The following is a 16,982-nucleotide window of genomic DNA, read 5'->3' on the forward strand; positions in this document are numbered from 1 at the left end:
CCTAACGATAGATTGTTGAGGTTTGAATTTTGCGGACTTCCATGCGGGCACATTCCTTTGCTTTTATGCCTAACGCCCGCAGCACGGGCAAAATTGTAGCGCAGCGGAAATTTTGTCCCAGTGCCTGCGTTTGTTAAGCATGCGGATTACCTGTCAGCTCATAGCGTTCGATGTAATACTCTGGACTATGAGCTGTGCCGGTTTGTATTAATTTCGCCGTATCGCGCTCCACTATAACGGGCGCATTTCCAGCCAAGGCATATTGTGTGTCCTGGGTTTCGATCCATTTTTTGGATGTGTAAAAAAACACCCAGCCCCAGTGCTTTTCAATAGTTGCACTATGGACGAGTACAATCTCATCATCTGTGGGCAACCATTCATGTGGGCCGCATACCTGCCTGGATACTAACTCTTCAGCTTGCTCTCTAGTGATCATGACTATGACTGCTTAACGCCCCAAGCAGGGGCAGATTTTGCGCTTTGAGCGCAGCGAAGCTAAATATGTCACACTGCCTTGGCTTGTTATGTGATCAAGATTCATATTCGATAAAATCCCACAGCCCTGCATCTTTGAAATTCCGAATAGCTTCTTCAACCAACTCAAGGGAAACCGAATCCTTAAACAGAGTTACTTTACGAGTTCTCTCTGTATCGTCACGGAAAACCTCGACCTGAATCTCGTCATCGCGATATAGCTCAACTCCGATGCCATCTCTTGGATTGACATCACTTGCGATGATGATTCTATCTTTTGGCAATGACATCCGGTCCCCCAGGTTTAAAACACATAACAGCTTACTAGACCGACGGCTTTATAATTGCATATCAGTGCCTTCCGCATATCAACGCTCCTCGCCGCCGACAGACCATAAAAAATGTTATTAAATTCAGTCGCTTGGCCATAAGCACCCAACCACTAGACGTATTATCGTGACTTCCGCATTTTGTGCGTTCAATAACACTGTATGAGATGCCGTGTTTCATACTGTGGTGCAGCTCGCCGCTGCCATGCGGACACAAGAACGCGCCGGCGTGGGCAAGCAAGCAGGTGCTGGAAAGCATGGGATTGGGGGCGGGCATTCTGCCTGGGGGCGAGATGCTTCTGGGTGCTGTAACACTGCGCGCCATCCTTGGGCTCCTGTAATCGGCACATTGCTGCTCATCGAAAGTAGCGCCATATCGATGCGCGGTAAAGCGAATGTTGCTCAGAACCTTACCTCTGCGCCCTCGATTTTCCCGGATGCGTATCGGCGCTCTATGCCCCGTTACACCGCACGCGCGGCCCCTTTTGTAGTGCCTTTCACGTTATCACTACAATTTTGCATACAAAATCTGCCATTTTTTGTACACAATATGCGACCTGCTCCGCCTGGCTAGCTGCTCACTTTGGTTATTGCGCTGTTTGCGCATGGCGCTGTGAGCGCAGGGGCGGAACAAAAAGTGCAAGCGCAACCGGTATGGCTGTAGCACCTGGCCATGCAAGGCAAACACAACAAGACGCAAGGAAGGGCTCATGGCTAACGACGACTTTCAGATCCGCGACATTGATCCGTCGCTGTACAACGAGGACCTGGCGCCACTGCCGCCGGGCAAGCGCACCTGGGGCTGGTTCGAGATTTTCAACGTCTGGTCCAACGATATTCAAAGCCTGTTTGGCTATACGCTGGCAGCGACCCTGTTCATCTCGTACGGCCTGAGCGGTTGGGCGGTGCTGGGCGGCATCGTGCTGGCGGGCTTTATCGTCATGGGGCTGGTGCAGCTGACCGGTAAACCCAGCGTGAAATACGGTATTCCCTTCCCGGTGATGGCGCGCTCCAGCATGGGCATACGCGGGGCGAACTTCCCGGCGGTGGTGCGCGGCATAGTGGCGATCTTCTGGTATGGCGTGCAGACCTACTTTGCCTCCACCGCCGTGGCGCTGCTGCTGAATGCGGTGCTGGAGTCTCCGGCCGATGCGGCCACCTTTATGGGCATGACCGCCATCGGCTGGCTGTCTTACTGCCTGGTCTGCGCCTTCCAGGTGCTGCTGTTTGTGCGCGGCATGGAGTGGATTACCCGCTTCCTGAACTGGGCTGGCCCACTGGTGTATGTGGTGATGATCGCGCTGATGTTGATCATCTGGTACCAGGCCGGCCCCAGCCTGCTGAATGAGCTGGGCAGCATCTTCGCCGGCAGCGGCGAGTATGCGGCGGGCCCGGTGGCCGCCTTCTTTGCGGTGGTGGGCACCATGGTCGCCTACTTTGCGGCGGTGGTGATCAACTACGGTGATTTTGCCCGCTTCGTGAAAGACGATAAGCAGATGACCAAGGGCAACTTCCTTGGCTTGCCGGTCAGCCTGGCGATCTTTTCGTTGATTGCGCTGGTGATCACCGCGGGTACCGTGGTGGTGTTTGGTGAGACGCTGACCAACCCGACGGATATCGTCGCCCGCGTCGACAGCCTGACGCTGACCATCATCGCGGCGCTAACCTTCTTTGCTGCGACCGTGGGCATCAATCTGGTTGCCAACTTTATTCCGCCCGCCTACGACATTGCCAACCTGGCGCCCTCGCGCATCAGCGCACGCACCGGCGGCTTTATTACCGCGGCCATCGCCTTCTGTATTGGTGCGCTCTGGGTGTCCTTTATCAGTCAGGTAGGCATCGCCGCCTTCGTCGATACCCTGGGCGCGATTCTGGCGCCGCTCTACGGCATCATAGTCGCGGACTACTACCTGGTGCGTAAGCAGCAACTGAACCTGCAGGATCTGTTCAGCGCCAAAGCGGGCTCTACCTACTACTTTGACGGCGGCTGGAACCGCAAGGCGATGATTTCCTTTGCGGTGGCCTCAGTGTTTTCCGTGGCCTCGGTATGGGTGCCGGCGGTCAGCCAGCTGCATGGCTATGCCTGGTTGCTCGGCGCGCTGCTGGGCGCGGTGCTGCATTACCTGCTGATGCGCAATGCCGCCGCCCTGCACGCAGCCCGGGGCGTTGAAAGCCAGGGCTAGCCATCGCCTCGCGCCGGTTCATTAGGGCCGGCGCTGGAGCGGATGACTAAAGGCGTTGGAAGGCCTCGCCGATGGATTGGCCGGCCTTGCGCAGCCACACCTTGGTGCGCTGACGCTCCATCATGCTCAGCTGCGCACCATCGCTGCTCTTCAGGTTGATGGCCGACCAGAAGCTGAGGGCCAGCTTGTCGATACGGTGCAGGGTGGCGCTGTGCAGTTCGGGGATGTCGACCACCGCAACCAGCTGCGGCACCTCGGCGCTGCTCAGTACCGCGTCTATGTCGCTGAAGTCGTTGCCCCGGCCGTGGTTTTTGACCACTACAAAGGGCATGACCGCGCCGTACTTCTGCTGAAAGGCCTGCAACAACATAACCGAATCGCGGCCGCCATCCACCACGTACCAGAACACCGTCTTCAGCCCCAACTCTTCGCACATCTCCAGCACGCCGCTGTCTTCCAGCCAGCGATCCAGAAAGCGCTGGCTCTGCGAGGGCAGGTCGACCAGCAATTGCTTGTCTTCGTCATCGGTGGCCATTTCAACGATCTGATCAATGCTTTCAAAATCGTCCAGCACAATGGGCTGGGTGAACTCGGGGTAATAATGGGTGAGGGTAGCGTGCGACTGGTCGGCATCAAAACCGGCGTACAGCAGGCCGTTATCCAGAAAATACTGTGACAGCAGGCGTGACACGACGGACTTGCCGACACCGCCCTTCTCGCCACCAACGAAGTGAATGGTACTCATGAACGCATCCTGTGCAGGGCTGGGAAAGAGATTGCAATGCGAAATATAGGCCAGCAATACGACCGGGTTGTGACGTTAGTTGCGCATCGCGCTCCAGCCTAACCCAATCTGCCGCTAGCCGCGCAGCGCCGCCCAGGTCTGCTGCCCGACAATCCCGTCGACCACCAGCCCTTTAGCGCGCTGAAAGGTCATCACCGCCAGTTCGGTGGCCGGGCCAAAGTCGCGGTCGATTGCCAACGGCACACCCTTGGCGGCGAGCAGTTCCTGCAACTCGCCTACCGCATCACCAAAGGAGCCGCGACGCAGCGCCGCGGTGCTGCCGCCCTGACGCTGCGAAATGCCGATGGCCTCGATGGCGGCAATCGCGGTTTTGGCCTTTTGCAGATAGTTGCGCCGGTCTTCCAGTCCGTTCAGGCCACCATTGACCAGCCGAGTGGCGCGAATCAGATCGTCGCGATCGGCCACCGGGTTGATGTCGCGCATCTGCCAGTATTCGCAGGCGATGCGCAGCGAGGTCAACGGGTCGGCGGCCAGCTCGGGGTTGTCTTCCAGCGGCAGGTTCAGCCGCGCGGCCATGCTGCGGTAATTGGCCCGGCCGGTCAGCTGGATCAATCCCCGACCCTTATAGCGCCGGCCATCGCCGCGCTGGGTGTTGCCCAAGTCGCGGCGACCCTCGTAGGCAGCGCCGGTGGCGAATTCTTCGGTGGTGCGGAAACCCGCGCACTCATGGGTTACCTGCCCCATGAAGTGGGCAATGCGCAGGCGATTGTTGATCTGATAATGCGCCAGGGTGGGCGCGAGGGCGGCGGAAATCTCACCGACAATGCGCATTTGCGCCTGGGCCAGATTGCCGGAAAATCGCGGTGCTACTGCAAGAATGAAGTTGCCATCGACGGGAATCATGCGGCCGGGCTCCCCTGTTGAGTGTGCAGGTTAATGATCCGGAGATCACCAGACGGCACTGCTCAACGTCGCCGCGACTTGCGGCTTGCCGGCCACAACGACCCCATTTATCAGACGCAGGGGTCGAGGTGTTCGATGCAACAGCGGCAAGCACATCTGCAAGCTTAGCCGGGCCGGCGCTGAATGCCAGACCGCAAGTCGGAGAATCAGAGCGCCAGCGGCAAGCCAAGGGTGACGTTGCGATGCTGCTGCAACAGCTGCATAAAGCGGGCGGGGTCTTTCACCAGCACGCCGCGCTGACCGCTGTGCTGCTGCGCGGCCAGTTGACGCGACAGCCAGAAGCGCAGTGCGGCGACGCGCAGCATGTCGGGCCAGCACTCGTGCTCGGCAGCAGTAAAGCTGCGCTGGCTGGCGTACCCGGCGAGCAGCGCCTGGGTGCGGCGCGGGTCGAGGCTGGCATCGGCGCGCAGGCACCAGTCATTCACGGCGATGGCCACATCGTAGAGCGTCCAGCCACTGGCCGCGTTGTAAAAATCGATCACGCCGCTGAGGTGGTGGCCATCGAACATGACGTTGTCGCGGAACAGGTCAGCATGCAGCACGGCGCGCGGCAGCCCTGGGTCTTCACGCTGCCAGGCCGCCAGGGTGCTCAGCAGGCTGTCGAGCAGCTCGGCCTGCGCGCCGCTGCTGGCGGCCAGTTGCTGGCGAGTTTCGCTCAGCATCCATTCCAGCCCGCGCTCACTGGGCCGCGCCAGTGGCGTTTGCACCGTCGCGCTGTGCAACCGGGCCAGCCAACGGCCAACGGCCTCGCAATGCGCCGGGTCGGGCTGTTCGACATGCCGTCCCGGCAACCTCGGCTGCAACAACGCAGGCTTGCCATTGAGTTGCTGCAGGCAGCGGCCTTGGCGATCGGCGATTGCGTAGGGCACGGATAAACCCGCCTGATGCAAGCACTCGAGTAGTTCGACAAAGAACGGCAGAGCTTCGTTATCGCCGCGCTCGACCAGCGTCAGCACGTATTCGCCGCTGCTGCAGCTCACGAAAAAGTTGCTGTTCTCACTGCCGCCGGCAATGCCGGAGAAGGCCACCAGGCGCCCCAGCTCATAGCCCTCCAAGAAGGTCTCGAGCTGCGCCTGGCTAACCTCGGTAAAGACCGACATGGCTCAACTCACCACTCAAAGATTTTCCAGGAAGGAATGCGCATGCCATCGGGCTGGTCGGAGCGCATGTAGTTGCCCTCATCATCCACCGCGACCAGGTAGTAGGGCGCGCCGTTCTTCGGAATGACTTTGATGGCATAGAGAAAGCCGTTCACGCGGTACTCTTCCACCGTACGTTCGCCCTCTTCACGGATGGTCACATCGGGCTCGGCGGTAACTGCGTCCTGCGCCATAACCGAGAAACTACTTGCCAGCAGAAGCGTGGCCAGGCCACGGCCAAATAGTCGAATCATGGTAGTCTTGTCCTATTGTTGAGTAACGCCCCCATTCTAGACCCTTTACCTCCGGAAATGTTGACCTGACGCATGACTGACTCCGCTCCCCTTGTATTAGTAGATGGCTCCTCGTACCTGTACCGGGCCTTCCACGCGCTGCCCCCGCTGACGACCTCAAAAGGCCTACCCACGGGCGCAGTCAAGGGCGTGCTGAACATGCTCAAGAGCCTGCGCAAGCAATATCCGCACAGCCCCATTGGCGTAGTATTCGATGCCAAGGGGCCGACCTTCCGCGATACCATGTTCGAGCAATACAAATCCCACCGCCCACCGATGCCCGATGACCTGCGCGTGCAGATCGAGCCGCTGCACGCCAGCGTCAAGGCGATGGGCTTGCCGCTGCTGTGCGTTGAAGGCGTCGAAGCGGACGACGTGATCGGCACCCTCGCGCGCGAAAGCGCTGCCAACGGCCGCGCGGTGGTGATCTCGACCGGCGACAAGGACATGGCGCAACTGGTCGACGGCCATATCACCCTGGTCAACACCATGACCAATACAGTGATGGACATTGACGGGGTCAAGGAGAAGTTCGGCATTGGCCCCGAGCTGATCATCGACTACCTGGCACTGATGGGCGACAAGGTCGATAACATTCCGGGCGTGCCCGGTGTGGGCGAGAAAACCGCCCTGGGCCTGCTGACCGGCCTCGGCGGCGGGCTGGATGTCATTTACGCCAATCTGGAAAAAATACCCGAGCTGCCGATTCGCGGTGCCAAGAAGCTGCCCGAGAAGCTCGCCGAGCACAAGGACATGGCCTATATGTCCTACGCGCTGGCGACCATCAAGCTCGACGTTGACCTGGATATTCGCGCTGATGCGCTGATGCCGGGCGCAGCCAACCGCGAAGCGCTGATCGAGCTGTATCAGGAGTTGGAGTTCAAAACCTGGCTCGACGACCTGCAACGCGAAGCCAAGGCCGCCGCACTCGATGGCGACGCCGCTGCCGAGGTAGCGCCCGAGCAGGAAAACCATTACGAGACCATCACCGAGCAGGCCGACTTCGACCGCTGGCTCGACAAGCTGAAAGCCGCCGAGCTGTTTGCCTTTGATACCGAGACCACCAGTATCCACGCACAACTGGCTGAATTGGTGGGCGTATCGCTGGCGGTCAGCCCGCACGAGGCCGCCTATATCCCGGTAGCGCACAGTTACATGGGCGTGCCCGACCAGCTCGACCGCGATCAGGTGCTGGCCGCGCTCAAGCCCTATCTGGAAGACCCGAACAAGGCAAAAGTGGCGCAGCACGCCAAGTACGACATCAACGTGCTGGCCCATTACGGCATCAATGTGCAGGGCGTGGCCTTCGACACCATGCTCGAATCCTACGTGCTGGACGCCACCGCCACCCGTCACGACATGGACAGCCTGGCACTCAAGTATCTGGGCCAGGGCACCATCAAGTTCGAAGACATCGCCGGCAAGGGCGCCAAGCAGCTGACCTTTGATCAGATCGCGCTGGAGCAGGCCGGGGCTTATGCTGCGGAAGATGCCGATGTCACCCTGCGTCTGCACCAGACGCTGTGGGCAAAACTGCAACCGCAAGAGCGGGTAGCCAAGGTGTTGCAAGAGATCGAGATGCCGCTGATGCCAGTACTGGCACGGATCGAGCGCTACGGCGCGCTGGTCGATGCCAAGCTGCTGGGCGAGCAGAGCATCGAACTCGGCGAGAAGATGGTTGCGCTGGAGCGCGAGGCCTTTGCCCTGGCAGAGCAGGAGTTCAATCTGGGCTCACCCAAGCAACTGGGTGCGATCCTGTATGAAAAGCAGGGCTTGCCGGTGCTGTCCAAGACCGCCAAGGGGCAACCTTCGACCGCCGAATCGGTGCTCGCCGAGCTGGCTGAACAGGGTTACGAGCTGCCACAAGTGATCATGCAGTACCGCAGCGTCAGCAAGCTGAAAAGCACCTACACCGATCGCTTGCCGGAGCAGATCAACCCGCGTACCGGGCGCATCCATACGTCCTATCACCAGGCGGTTGCCGCGACCGGGCGGCTGTCGTCCTCCGACCCTAACCTGCAGAACATCCCGATTCGCAGCGCCGAGGGCCGGCGCATTCGCCAGGCCTTTATCGCGCCCAAGGGCTACAAGCTGCTGGCGGCGGATTATTCGCAGATCGAACTGCGCATCATGGCGCACCTGGCGCAGGACCCAGGCCTGCTGGATGCCTTTAAGCACAACCTCGACGTGCACAAGGCGACTGCGGCAGAGGTATTCGGCGTTGAACTGGATGCCGTCACCAGCGACCAGCGGCGCAGCGCCAAGGCGATCAACTTCGGCCTGATCTACGGCATGAGCGCCTTTGGCCTGGCCAAGCAGATTGTTGTCGACCGCAAACAGGCGCAGGCCTATATCGACCGCTACTTTGCTCGCTACCCCGGCGTGCTGGCCTACATGGAACGCACCCGCGAGCAAGCAAGCGAGCAGGGCTATGTCGAAACCCTGTTTGGTCGCCGTCTGTACCTGCCGGAGATCAACGCCAAGAATCAGGCCATGCGCAAGGGCGCCGAGCGAACCGCAATCAACGCGCCCATGCAGGGCACCGCTGCCGACATCATCAAGCGCGCCATGATCAAGGTCGATCAATGGCTGGCCAGCAGTAAACTGGACGCCCGCGTGATCATGCAGGTACACGATGAACTGGTACTGGAAGTTCACGAAGACCAGATCGAGGCCGTCAGCCAGGGGTTGCAGGAACACATGGGGCAGGCCGCCGAACTGGATGTGCCCTTGCTGGTCGAAGTGGGAGTGGGCAACAACTGGGACGAGGCGCACTAAGCGAGCGACCAGCCGCCGCACGCCTCTAGCTTGCCGGTTGCAGACGAAAAAGCCCGAGCCTAAGCGCGGGCTTTTTCATAACTAACCGATCTAAATCTTTTTTTGAACTTAGCTGCAACTCACCCGTCAGACATTACATGGACGGCTTGATAGCCATTCATGCTCCTTAGATGTGATTTAGTGTTGGCAGAAAACCGGGCACTCCCTTTCCTAGCACAGCCCGGTAGTTAACCCCGAGCCTCCCTCCCCATAGAAGCTCGGGGTTTTTTTTGCCTGCGATTTGGCACCGCGAATCAATGCGCTGCGTCATCACCCCAGTCGTCGTCACTCAGCTCTTCCGGTTCATCGTCTTCCGGGTCGTATCCCTGCAGCTCTTCTTCTGGCGGATACAGCCATTGCTCAAGGCGCGCGTAGGCCTCTTCGATGCCTTGCCGTTTGGGCGCAGAGAACAGCTGCACGGTCGACATCTCACCAAAGGTCTTGCGCATGGTGGACTGAATTTTCAGCAGCGCATTTTTTGCCGCACCAAAGGCCAGCTTGTCCGACTTGCTGAGCAGCACGTGGGCAGGAATATTACTCATCTGCGCCCAGTCGAGCATCATGCAATCGAACTCCGACAGGGGATGGCGAATATCCATCACCAGGACGACACCGGCGAGACTGTTGCGCTGGGTCAGGTAGGCATCGAGATGCTGCTTCCAATGCTCTTTCAGTTCCAGCGGCACCTTGGCATAACCATAACCGGGTAAATCCACCAGACGGCGCTGATCGTCAAGCTGAAAGAAATTGATCAGCTGCGTGCGGCCGGGGGTTTTCGAGGTGCGCGCCAAGCGCGCGTGGGTCAGGGTGTTGAGCGCGCTCGATTTGCCGGCGTTGGAGCGACCGGCAAAGGCCACTTCCAGACCGATATCAGCGGGACACTGCTCGACCAGACTGGCACTTTTAATGAAAGTAGCCTGTTGGCAGAGCGATATGAGAGGCGTAGTAGACGACATGGGAAACCTGTTGATTCCGCCCGACGGGCTGGAAAGCTGATGACATTCACGTTTGCGGCCTGCTTAGTATATAATGCCGCGGTTGTGGGAAGCACTGACCAATTCCCCTGGCATGCACGCCAGGCCGTTTTTCAGTCCTGCTCACCCAGCATCGTGTACCTGCGGCAGTTCGCCCATTGCGCCGGACGAAGGCGGCAGCTAGCATGAGCGGAATATAAGGCAACCTGTGATGAAAACGCGGTCATCAAGGCCGGGCAACAGGTAATGCCACCATTTTTCTTTTAGCCGTAATTGGATTAGCCGATGAATAAACTACTCGTTAGTCTGGTATTGACCCTGGGTGTTGCCGCCTCTGCGCATGCCGTTCAAGGTGATGCAGAAGCCGGCCAGGGCAAGGTAGCCGTCTGCGGGGCCTGCCACGGCGCTGACGGCAACAGCCCTGCCCCGAACTTCCCCAAACTGGCCGGCCAGGGCGAGCGCTACCTGCTCAAACAACTGACTGACATCAAGGAAGGCCGCCGCAACGTAGTAGAAATGACCGGGCTGCTGACCGATCTCGATGAGCAGGACCTGGCGGATATCGCTGCCTACTTTTCTTCCCAGACTCAGACCATGGGCGTTGCAGACCCGGCCTTGGCCGAGCGTGGCGAGGCCATCTACCGCGGCGGTGATCTGGAGACCGGCCTGCCGGCATGCACCGGCTGCCACTCGCCGACCGGCAAGGGCAACCCACCGGCAGGCTTCCCGCACCTGGCCGGCCAGCACGCTACCTATACTGCCAAGCAGCTGACTGACTTCCGCGAGGGTGACCGCACCAACGATGGTGACGCCGCGATCATGCGCACGGTGGCCAGCCGCCTGAGCAACAAGGACATCGCCGCAGTCGCCAGCTACATCGAAGGCCTGCGTTAAGCAGCCTCGTACGGCACGCAAAAAAGGATGGCCTCGGCCATCCTTTTTTTTACCCGGGGAAAATGCGGCGACGTTACCAACGGCAACATGGTGCGGCAGCTTGCATCTGGTAATCAGGGAATCTTTGTTCTACTGTCGGGTCTGAAAAGCAACATAATCCAATTAATTACCTGCTTCACTATCTGCTTTGGAGAACTACATGCGTGCGTTGTTATCCGTTGGTCTGATCTGGCTGCTCGGCAGCTTCGGCATGGTTCAGGCGCAAGATGCCCCTTATCAGGCTGGCGTGAATTACGTAGTCCTGCCGACCCCGGCCCCCACGCTTGACCCCGACAAAATAGAAGTATCAGAACTCTTCTGGTACGGCTGCCCCCATTGCTTCGCATTCCAGCCCACCATCCACGAATGGTCCAAAACGCTGCCCGAAGACGTCAACTTCCGTCCAGTACCCGCCATGTTCGGCGGTGAATGGAACACCCACGGCCAGCTGTTCTATACACTGGAAAGCCTCGGCAAGCTGGATGAAACCCACGATGCGGTGTTCAACGCCATTCACAAGCAGAACAACAAGCTGAAAGATCAGGAAGCGATGATCGAGTTTCTTGAGCCCTATGGCATCAGTGAAGAGGACTTCGTGAAGGCCTGGGACTCTTTCGGCGTGAAGAGCAAGATGAATCAAGCTGAACAGCTCGCCCGCGCCTACCGCGCCAGCGGCGTACCCTGCCTGATCGTCAACGGTAAGTACCGGATTGAGGGCAAGATGGCCGGCAGCTTCGAGAACATGCTGAAAATCGCCGAGTACCTGGTTGAGCAGGAACGCCAAGCGCAGTAAACAGGAGCATCGCATGCTATCGGCTGGCAACATTGCAGGATTTCGCAATACCCGCGGCTCAATGTCGTCGGCCGAACTGCGCACCAACCATCACTGTCAGGGCGCAGCACAGGCCCTGCCCGATGTATTGCGGCTACTTAGCTTCAATATCCAAGTGGGTAACAACACCCAGAAGTTTCATCACTATCTGACCCGCAGCTGGCAGCACCTGTTGCCGCATGCCGGCCGTCAGACGCAGCTGGGCAAGGTCGCCCAATTGCTCAATGACTTCGATCTGGTTGCCCTGCAGGAAGTGGATGGGGGCAGCTTACGCTCCGGTTTCGTCAACCAGGTGGAGCACCTGGCTCGCGAATGTGGCTTCCCGTACTGGTATCAGCAGCTCAATCGCAACCTCGGACGCTTTGCACAGCATTCCAACGGTCTGCTCAGCCGCTATGCGCCAGACTTGCTGGAAGACCACAAGCTACCCGGTGTCCTGCCCGGACGCGGTGCCATTCTCACCCAATTTGGCGACGGCCCGGAATCCTTGCTGGTAGTAATGATGCACCTGGCGCTCAGCCCCAAGGGCCGAGCCAATCAGTTGGCCTACATCCGTGAACGGATCGCGGATCATCGCCACGTCGTCTTGATGGGCGATATGAACACCCACGCTGAAGACCTGCTGGAAAAGTCGCCGCTGCACGGCAGCAAGCTGCACACGGCAACACTGCCCGGCACCTATCCAAGCTGGAAACCGGCCAAGGTTCTGGATCATATTCTGATCAGTCCCAGCCTCAGTATCGAGCAGGTAGACGTGCTGCCGCACGCCATTTCCGATCACCTGCCCGTGGCCATGCACATACGTTTGCCTGCCAGCCTCTGCGAGGGGAGCAGCAAGAGCTAGCCAGAACCTCAGGTTCACCTATAATCTCTGGAAAAACCGTCCGGAGCCACCATGTCTGATACTCACCGATACTCCCCTGACGCCGAGCCAGCGCAAATGGCCAGCGAACAGGAGGAGTTGCTCAAGCGTGGCCTGGTGAGAGTGAGTATCGCCGCCGATGGCATCGATCCTTTACTCGACCGACGCCTGAAGGAGCTGCGCAACTCCCTGCGCAGCGACGCGCCGCCGAAAATGCTGGGCGCCCTGCTACCCGATCTGGAGCGTGCGGTGCTGGCGGCAGACCAGTCGCGTCAGCAACGCAGCAACGAAATATGTACTCAGTTGAAAAAGCTGATTCGGCAGCTGCAGGACCAAGAACCACCCAAGGAAACCGATAGGGCGCTGCGCACCCTGAGCAAGCAGTTGGATGCTGCAGACAATCTGGCACAAAGCCTGCCGCGCCTGCTAAGGGATCTCACTCAGTTGCAAGCCGCGGCCTTGAGCAGCAGCCCGGAAGAGGCTTCGTCCGGGCTCTGGTCACGGCTATTCGGCAAATCCAGCGACTCGCCAGCCGCCTCGCGCGCGCAGGAAGAAGAGGCCGCCCAACCAGCGATCACAGAACCGCTGGCCGAAGCGCCTGAGACCGAGGCCCTAGAGCCGGACGACGCGCCGATCTCCACCGCAGCCGCCGCCCAGGCCGCTGGCGGCAAAGTCAGTGGCAATATCAGCGGCGAGGAGCAGAATTATTCTAAAGTCGCGGCGCATATTGAATCCATCCTGCTCAACCTGCTCAGCGAGATCCAGCTGCTGGACGAACAGGAGCTCGCCTGCCAGCGGCTGCGCGAGCAAATCGGCAGGGGCCTGAACTGGTACGAACTGACCGCTGCACTGGACGCGCTCACCACCTTGGTGCTGAATGCCCAGCAGAACCGGCAGGTTGAATTTGAGCGCTACCTGCAACAGCTGAATCAACGCCTGAGTCAATTCCAGGGCAATCTGGAAGAAGCACAAAATTCCTACGCCGACTCCCTTGATGAAGGCCGTTCGCTTGAAGGTGCGATTCGTGGCGAGGTTGAGGTATTGCACGAAGATGTGAGGGAGGCCGACGACCTCAACTCGCTCAAGGCCAATGTCGAGGCGAAACTCAATGCCCTCTTAAGCAAGGTGGATCAGGCCCGCGAGCTGCGCGAAGCTCGCGAAAGCCAAGTGTCTGAGCGCCTGAAGGTAATGGTAGAGCGTATCCAGGTAATGGAGGTGGAAGCCCACACCTTCCGCAAGCATCTGGAGGAGCAGCGCCAACAGGCCATGGTCGACAGCCTGACCGGTCTGTCCAACCGCGCAGGTCTACAGAAGCGCATGGACGAAGAGTATGACCGCTGGCAGCGTTACGGTGGGCAACTGCTGCTGGTGGTGCTGGACGTGGACCACTTCAAGTCGATCAACGACCGTTTCGGCCACCTGGCCGGCGACAAGGTACTGCGGCTGATTGCCACCCAGCTTTCCCGACGACTGCGCAAGACCGACTACATCGGCAGATTTGGCGGTGAAGAATTTGTCGTGCTGATGCCCGGCACCTCGCTCGAGCAGGGCGCGATCGCGCTGGAGGAACTGCGCGCCGGAATTGAGGCCAGTCCCTTCCACTTCAAGAACGAGCCGGTGCCGGTGACCATCTCCATCGGCTACACCCAGTTCTGCCAGGGCGACACCCTCGACGAGATCTTTGATCGAGCAGACAAGGCGATGTACCGCGCCAAGGAGCTGGGCCGCAACCGTGTTGTGCAGGATAGCCAAAGCGCGATGGCCTGACCTGCAGCCGTGTTAACCTGCGTTTTTGCGACCGCGACAGGAATCTCCCCTTGAGCTATTGGAAAGTCTTGCTGCCGGCGCTGGCCCTGTTGGCCGGCTGCAGTGAGCAATTGATCATCGACGACCGTTATCACGCTCGCAGTCAGGACAGCCGTGTGCAGTACATCGTGCTGCATTACACTTCATCGGGCTTTGAGCGCTCGTTCAAGGTACTCACCGAGCAGGACGTCAGCAGTCATTATTTGATCAGTGACCACGATCCGGTGATCTACCGGCTGGTCGATGAAAATCGGCGTGCCTGGCATGCCGGTGACAGCAGCTGGCAGGGACGTACCTGGCTTAACGCCAGCTCCATTGGCATCGAAATGGTCAATGAAGGTTACGTGGATCAGCCCGACTGCCGCCGCTGGCAAGCCTGGGATCAACGCCAGATCGACGCCCTCATCTTACTGCTGCGAGATATTCAACAACGCAACGATCTCGGCCCCGATGCCGTGATCGGTCACAGCGATATTGCACCGCAACGCAAAGTCGATCCCGGCCCGCTGTTTCCCTGGCAGCAGTTGGTGGATGCTGGCGTGGCCAGCGGTCCGGATACACAACGTGTGCACGTCATGCACAACTGGCTGGACGGCCGCGTACCCGCGGTCAGCTGGTTTCAGGGGGCACTGGCCGAGTACGGCTACCAGGTGCCACAACACGGCGAGCTGGACGGCGCCACGCGCAATGTGCTCGCGGCCTTTCAGATGCGTTTCCGGCAGAGCGATTATAGCGGCCAGCCGGATAGCGAGACCGCCAGCCTGCTGGCAGCACTCGCGCCCGAGCAGGCCAGCGCGCTGATCAGTGCCCCGGCGCCTCGCTGGTACACACCAGCCGAGAATCCATCAGTGCCGCCGTCCGGTGCACGGCTGCCGCCCTGTACTGCTCATCCTCCAGCAGGCTGAAGAAGGCGGCCAGGGTCGGAAACTCGAATACCAGTACCTGATCCCATTGTTCGCCCTGCGGCGCGATCAGGGTGTGCAATACCCTGCTCTGCAAACGGATATGCGCGCCCACTGCCGCCATGCTCTCGCTGACCGCGCGCAGGTAACGCGCGTAGGCTTCGCGCCCCGCGCAGGGGTGGGCGTCGGTGCCGGAGGGGTATTCCGCGTGGGCATTGAAGCGCAGCAGGTTGAGCATCTGGATCGGCGCATCAGCCGGCACTTTCTCACGCAGGTTCTTCAGGTTGCTGGTACTGGTATCAAGACTAGGCATGTCGCTTCCTTTGCAGCAGGGCTGGACTAACTGTCAGCAAAGCAGGCAAGCTCGCCCTACGCCAGCCGCCTGCGGCAGAAAACCCGGCGTTGTAGATCGCATCACAGGATCGTTTCACAGGACATCAGGCATACATGCTCAACTGGATCTGGCTTGGCTTCTTCCTTAGCGCCTTTGCCGCAGCCCTCTGGCAATGGCTGGGGCTGGGCGATACCGAGGTGTTCAGCCGGCTGGTCAGCGCGCTCTTCGACATGGCCCGCCTGAGCGTCGAGATCACCCTGGTGCTGGTCGGCACCATGACCCTGTGGCTGGGCTTTCTGAACATTGCCGAGAAGGCCGGGCTGATCAAGCTGATGGCCCGCTTGCTTGACCCGCTGTTTCGCCGCCTGATGCCCGAGGTGCCCAGCGGGCACCCGGCGCTGGGGCACATCACCATGAACTTTGCCGCCAACGTGCTGGGCCTGGACAACGCCGCCACGCCAATCGGCATCAAGGCCATGCACTCCTTGCAGACGCTGAACCCGAGCAAGGATACCGCCAGCAACGCCCAGATCCTGTTCATGGTGCTCAACACCTCCTCGCTCACCCTGCTGCCCGTGACCGTGTTCATGTACCGCGCCCAGCAGGGCGCCAGCGACCCCACCGAGGTCTTCCTGCCGATCCTGCTGGCCACTACAGCGTCGAGTCTGGTGGGCCTGCTCAGTGTGGCGCTGATGCAGCGGCTCAAGCTATGGGACCCGGTGGTACTGGCCTACCTGGCCGCCGGCGCGGCCTTCCTCGGCCTGCTGCTGACCACTCTGGCAGGGCTGTCTTCCGAGGCCTTGGCCGCCACCTCTACGCTGGTCGGCAACCTGACGTTGTTCGGCATCATCATAGCTTTTTTGCTGGTGGCCGCGCTGCGCAAGGTGAACGTCTACGACAGTTTCATCGAGGGCGCCAAACAGGGCTTTGAGGTGACCATCTCGCTGTTGCCCTTTCTGGTCGCCATGCTGGTGGCCGTGGGCGTGCTGCGTGCCAGCGGGGTGCTGGACGCCGGGCTGGGCGGGATTCGCTGGCTGGCCGAGGCCTTCGGCTGGGACACCCGCTTTGTCGACGCCCTGCCCACCGCCTTCATCAAGCCGCTGTCGGGCAGTGGCTCACGCGCGATGATGATCGAAACCATGAACACCTTCGGCGTAGACAGCTTCCCCGCGCAACTGGCTGCCACATTTCAGGCCAGTACGGAAACCACCTTCTACGTGTTGGCCGTATACTTTGGCGCGGTGGGTATCAGCCGCGTGCGCCACGCGCTGGGCTGCGCCCTGTTGGCCGATCTGGCCGGCATGCTCACGGCCATTGGCGTGTGTTACTGGTTTTTTGGCTGACCCTGCTGACCACGCCAGGGCTTGGCGCTGTGCTAACCTGCCCCTAACACACA

16 protein-coding genes are annotated in these 16,982 nt (G+C 59.9%); 8 read left to right on the plus strand and 8 right to left on the minus strand.

Annotation, left to right across the window (positions count from 1 at the left end; all coding sequences use genetic code 11):
• Nucleotides 1–133: 133 nt before the first annotated feature.
• Together V7747_RS06380 and V7747_RS06385 are read right to left on the minus strand one after the other, a co-directional pair.
• Nucleotides 134–436 (minus strand): YrhB domain-containing protein, encoded by a 303-nt coding sequence (locus V7747_RS06380; RefSeq protein WP_335615223.1) that lies wholly within the window; start codon nucleotides 434–436, stop codon nucleotides 134–136.
• Nucleotides 437–530: 94 nt separating this feature from the next.
• Complete coding sequence (locus V7747_RS06385; protein WP_335615224.1) at nucleotides 531–764, minus strand: hypothetical protein; 234 nt, start codon at nucleotides 762–764, stop codon at nucleotides 531–533.
• A 749-nt stretch (nucleotides 765–1,513) separates the two neighbouring features.
• Here V7747_RS06385 and V7747_RS06390 point away from each other — a divergent pair.
• Nucleotides 1,514–2,986 carry an NCS1 family nucleobase:cation symporter-1 gene (locus V7747_RS06390; protein ID WP_335615225.1) on the plus strand — a complete coding sequence of 491 codons (1,473 nt, stop codon included), beginning with the start codon at nucleotides 1,514–1,516 and terminating at the stop codon, nucleotides 2,984–2,986.
• A 46-nt stretch (nucleotides 2,987–3,032) separates the two neighbouring features.
• Here the strand turns inward: V7747_RS06390 and V7747_RS06395 are convergent, their stop codons facing one another.
• From V7747_RS06395 to V7747_RS06410, 4 genes are all read right to left on the minus strand, one after another.
• Nucleotides 3,033–3,731, minus strand: coding sequence for a mobilization protein (locus tag V7747_RS06395; RefSeq protein WP_335615226.1), 699 nt, complete (start codon nucleotides 3,729–3,731; stop codon nucleotides 3,033–3,035).
• A 114-nt stretch (nucleotides 3,732–3,845) separates the two neighbouring features.
• The gene (locus V7747_RS06400) at nucleotides 3,846–4,634 is read right to left on the minus strand and encodes a peptidoglycan-binding protein (protein WP_335615227.1); all 789 of its coding nucleotides are present in this window, start codon (nucleotides 4,632–4,634) and stop codon (nucleotides 3,846–3,848) included.
• 206 nt (nucleotides 4,635–4,840) lie between these two features.
• A complete protein-coding gene (locus V7747_RS06405; RefSeq protein WP_335615228.1) occupies nucleotides 4,841–5,794 on the minus strand; it encodes a homoserine kinase in 954 nt (317 codons plus the stop codon).
• Between the two features lie 8 nt (nucleotides 5,795–5,802).
• Entirely contained in the window at nucleotides 5,803–6,087 is a 285-nt protein-coding gene (locus tag V7747_RS06410; protein WP_335615229.1) for a DUF2782 domain-containing protein, read from the minus strand.
• Between the two features lie 72 nt (nucleotides 6,088–6,159).
• Between V7747_RS06410 and polA the strand changes: the two genes are divergently transcribed.
• A complete protein-coding gene (gene polA / locus V7747_RS06415) occupies nucleotides 6,160–8,904 on the plus strand; it encodes a DNA polymerase I (protein ID WP_335615230.1) in 2,745 nt (914 codons plus the stop codon).
• A 293-nt stretch (nucleotides 8,905–9,197) separates the two neighbouring features.
• Here the strand turns inward: polA and yihA are convergent, their stop codons facing one another.
• A complete protein-coding gene (gene yihA, locus V7747_RS06420; protein WP_335615231.1) occupies nucleotides 9,198–9,899 on the minus strand; it encodes a ribosome biogenesis GTP-binding protein YihA/YsxC in 702 nt (233 codons plus the stop codon).
• Between the two features lie 303 nt (nucleotides 9,900–10,202).
• Here yihA and V7747_RS06425 point away from each other — a divergent pair, with 303 nt between their 5' ends.
• From V7747_RS06425 to V7747_RS06445, 5 genes are all read left to right on the plus strand, one after another.
• Nucleotides 10,203–10,811 (plus strand): c-type cytochrome, encoded by a 609-nt coding sequence (locus tag V7747_RS06425; RefSeq protein ID WP_335615232.1) that lies wholly within the window; start codon nucleotides 10,203–10,205, stop codon nucleotides 10,809–10,811.
• Between the two features lie 199 nt (nucleotides 10,812–11,010).
• Nucleotides 11,011–11,643: a thiol:disulfide interchange protein DsbA/DsbL gene (locus V7747_RS06430; RefSeq protein ID WP_335615233.1), complete on the plus strand. Its 633-nt coding sequence runs from the start codon at nucleotides 11,011–11,013 to the stop codon at nucleotides 11,641–11,643.
• Between the two features lie 61 nt (nucleotides 11,644–11,704).
• Nucleotides 11,705–12,526 carry an endonuclease/exonuclease/phosphatase family protein gene (locus V7747_RS06435; protein WP_335615532.1) on the plus strand — a complete coding sequence of 274 codons (822 nt, stop codon included), beginning with the start codon at nucleotides 11,705–11,707 and terminating at the stop codon, nucleotides 12,524–12,526.
• A 51-nt stretch (nucleotides 12,527–12,577) separates the two neighbouring features.
• On the plus strand, nucleotides 12,578–14,311 hold the full coding sequence (locus V7747_RS06440) for a GGDEF domain-containing protein (RefSeq protein WP_335615234.1): 1,734 nt from the start codon (nucleotides 12,578–12,580) through the stop codon (nucleotides 14,309–14,311).
• Nucleotides 14,312–14,361: 50 nt separating this feature from the next.
• Nucleotides 14,362–15,255 carry an N-acetylmuramoyl-L-alanine amidase gene (locus V7747_RS06445; RefSeq protein WP_335615235.1) on the plus strand — a complete coding sequence of 298 codons (894 nt, stop codon included), beginning with the start codon at nucleotides 14,362–14,364 and terminating at the stop codon, nucleotides 15,253–15,255.
• On the opposite strand, the gene V7747_RS06450 is transcribed toward V7747_RS06445, so the two are convergent.
• The gene (locus tag V7747_RS06450) at nucleotides 15,152–15,565 is read right to left on the minus strand and encodes a DUF1330 domain-containing protein (protein WP_335615236.1); all 414 of its coding nucleotides are present in this window, start codon (nucleotides 15,563–15,565) and stop codon (nucleotides 15,152–15,154) included. The genes V7747_RS06445 and V7747_RS06450 overlap by 104 nt on opposite strands.
• Nucleotides 15,566–15,699: 134 nt before the next feature.
• Here V7747_RS06450 and V7747_RS06455 point away from each other — a divergent pair, with 134 nt between their 5' ends.
• The gene (locus tag V7747_RS06455) at nucleotides 15,700–16,929 is read left to right on the plus strand and encodes a nucleoside recognition domain-containing protein (protein ID WP_335615237.1); all 1,230 of its coding nucleotides are present in this window, start codon (nucleotides 15,700–15,702) and stop codon (nucleotides 16,927–16,929) included.
• Nucleotides 16,930–16,982: the final 53 nt, after the last annotated feature.

This window comes from Halopseudomonas sp. (genome assembly GCF_036960865.1).
GTDB lineage: Bacteria > Pseudomonadota > Gammaproteobacteria > Pseudomonadales > Pseudomonadaceae > Halopseudomonas.

Excerpts from the sequence above, each read along its gene's own strand:
- V7747_RS06380 (WP_335615223.1), bottom strand. The coding sequence starts at position 436 with ATGATCACTAGAGAGCAAGCTGAAGAGTTAGTATCCAGGCAGGTATGC.
- V7747_RS06385 (WP_335615224.1), bottom strand. The coding sequence starts at position 764 with ATGTCATTGCCAAAAGATAGAATCATCATCGCAAGTGATGTCAATCCA.
- V7747_RS06390 (WP_335615225.1), top strand. The coding sequence starts at position 1,514 with ATGGCTAACGACGACTTTCAGATCCGCGACATTGATCCGTCGCTGTAC.
- V7747_RS06395 (WP_335615226.1), bottom strand. The coding sequence starts at position 3,731 with ATGAGTACCATTCACTTCGTTGGTGGCGAGAAGGGCGGTGTCGGCAAG.
- V7747_RS06400 (WP_335615227.1), bottom strand. The coding sequence starts at position 4,634 with ATGATTCCCGTCGATGGCAACTTCATTCTTGCAGTAGCACCGCGATTT.
- V7747_RS06405 (WP_335615228.1), bottom strand. The coding sequence starts at position 5,794 with ATGTCGGTCTTTACCGAGGTTAGCCAGGCGCAGCTCGAGACCTTCTTG.
- V7747_RS06410 (WP_335615229.1), bottom strand. The coding sequence starts at position 6,087 with ATGATTCGACTATTTGGCCGTGGCCTGGCCACGCTTCTGCTGGCAAGT.
- polA (WP_335615230.1), top strand. The coding sequence starts at position 6,160 with ATGACTGACTCCGCTCCCCTTGTATTAGTAGATGGCTCCTCGTACCTG.
- yihA (WP_335615231.1), bottom strand. The coding sequence starts at position 9,899 with ATGTCGTCTACTACGCCTCTCATATCGCTCTGCCAACAGGCTACTTTC.
- V7747_RS06425 (WP_335615232.1), top strand. The coding sequence starts at position 10,203 with ATGAATAAACTACTCGTTAGTCTGGTATTGACCCTGGGTGTTGCCGCC.
- V7747_RS06430 (WP_335615233.1), top strand. The coding sequence starts at position 11,011 with ATGCGTGCGTTGTTATCCGTTGGTCTGATCTGGCTGCTCGGCAGCTTC.
- V7747_RS06435 (WP_335615532.1), top strand. The coding sequence starts at position 11,705 with ATGTCGTCGGCCGAACTGCGCACCAACCATCACTGTCAGGGCGCAGCA.
- V7747_RS06440 (WP_335615234.1), top strand. The coding sequence starts at position 12,578 with ATGTCTGATACTCACCGATACTCCCCTGACGCCGAGCCAGCGCAAATG.
- V7747_RS06450 (WP_335615236.1), bottom strand. The coding sequence starts at position 15,565 with ATGCCTAGTCTTGATACCAGTACCAGCAACCTGAAGAACCTGCGTGAG.
- V7747_RS06455 (WP_335615237.1), top strand. The coding sequence starts at position 15,700 with ATGCTCAACTGGATCTGGCTTGGCTTCTTCCTTAGCGCCTTTGCCGCA.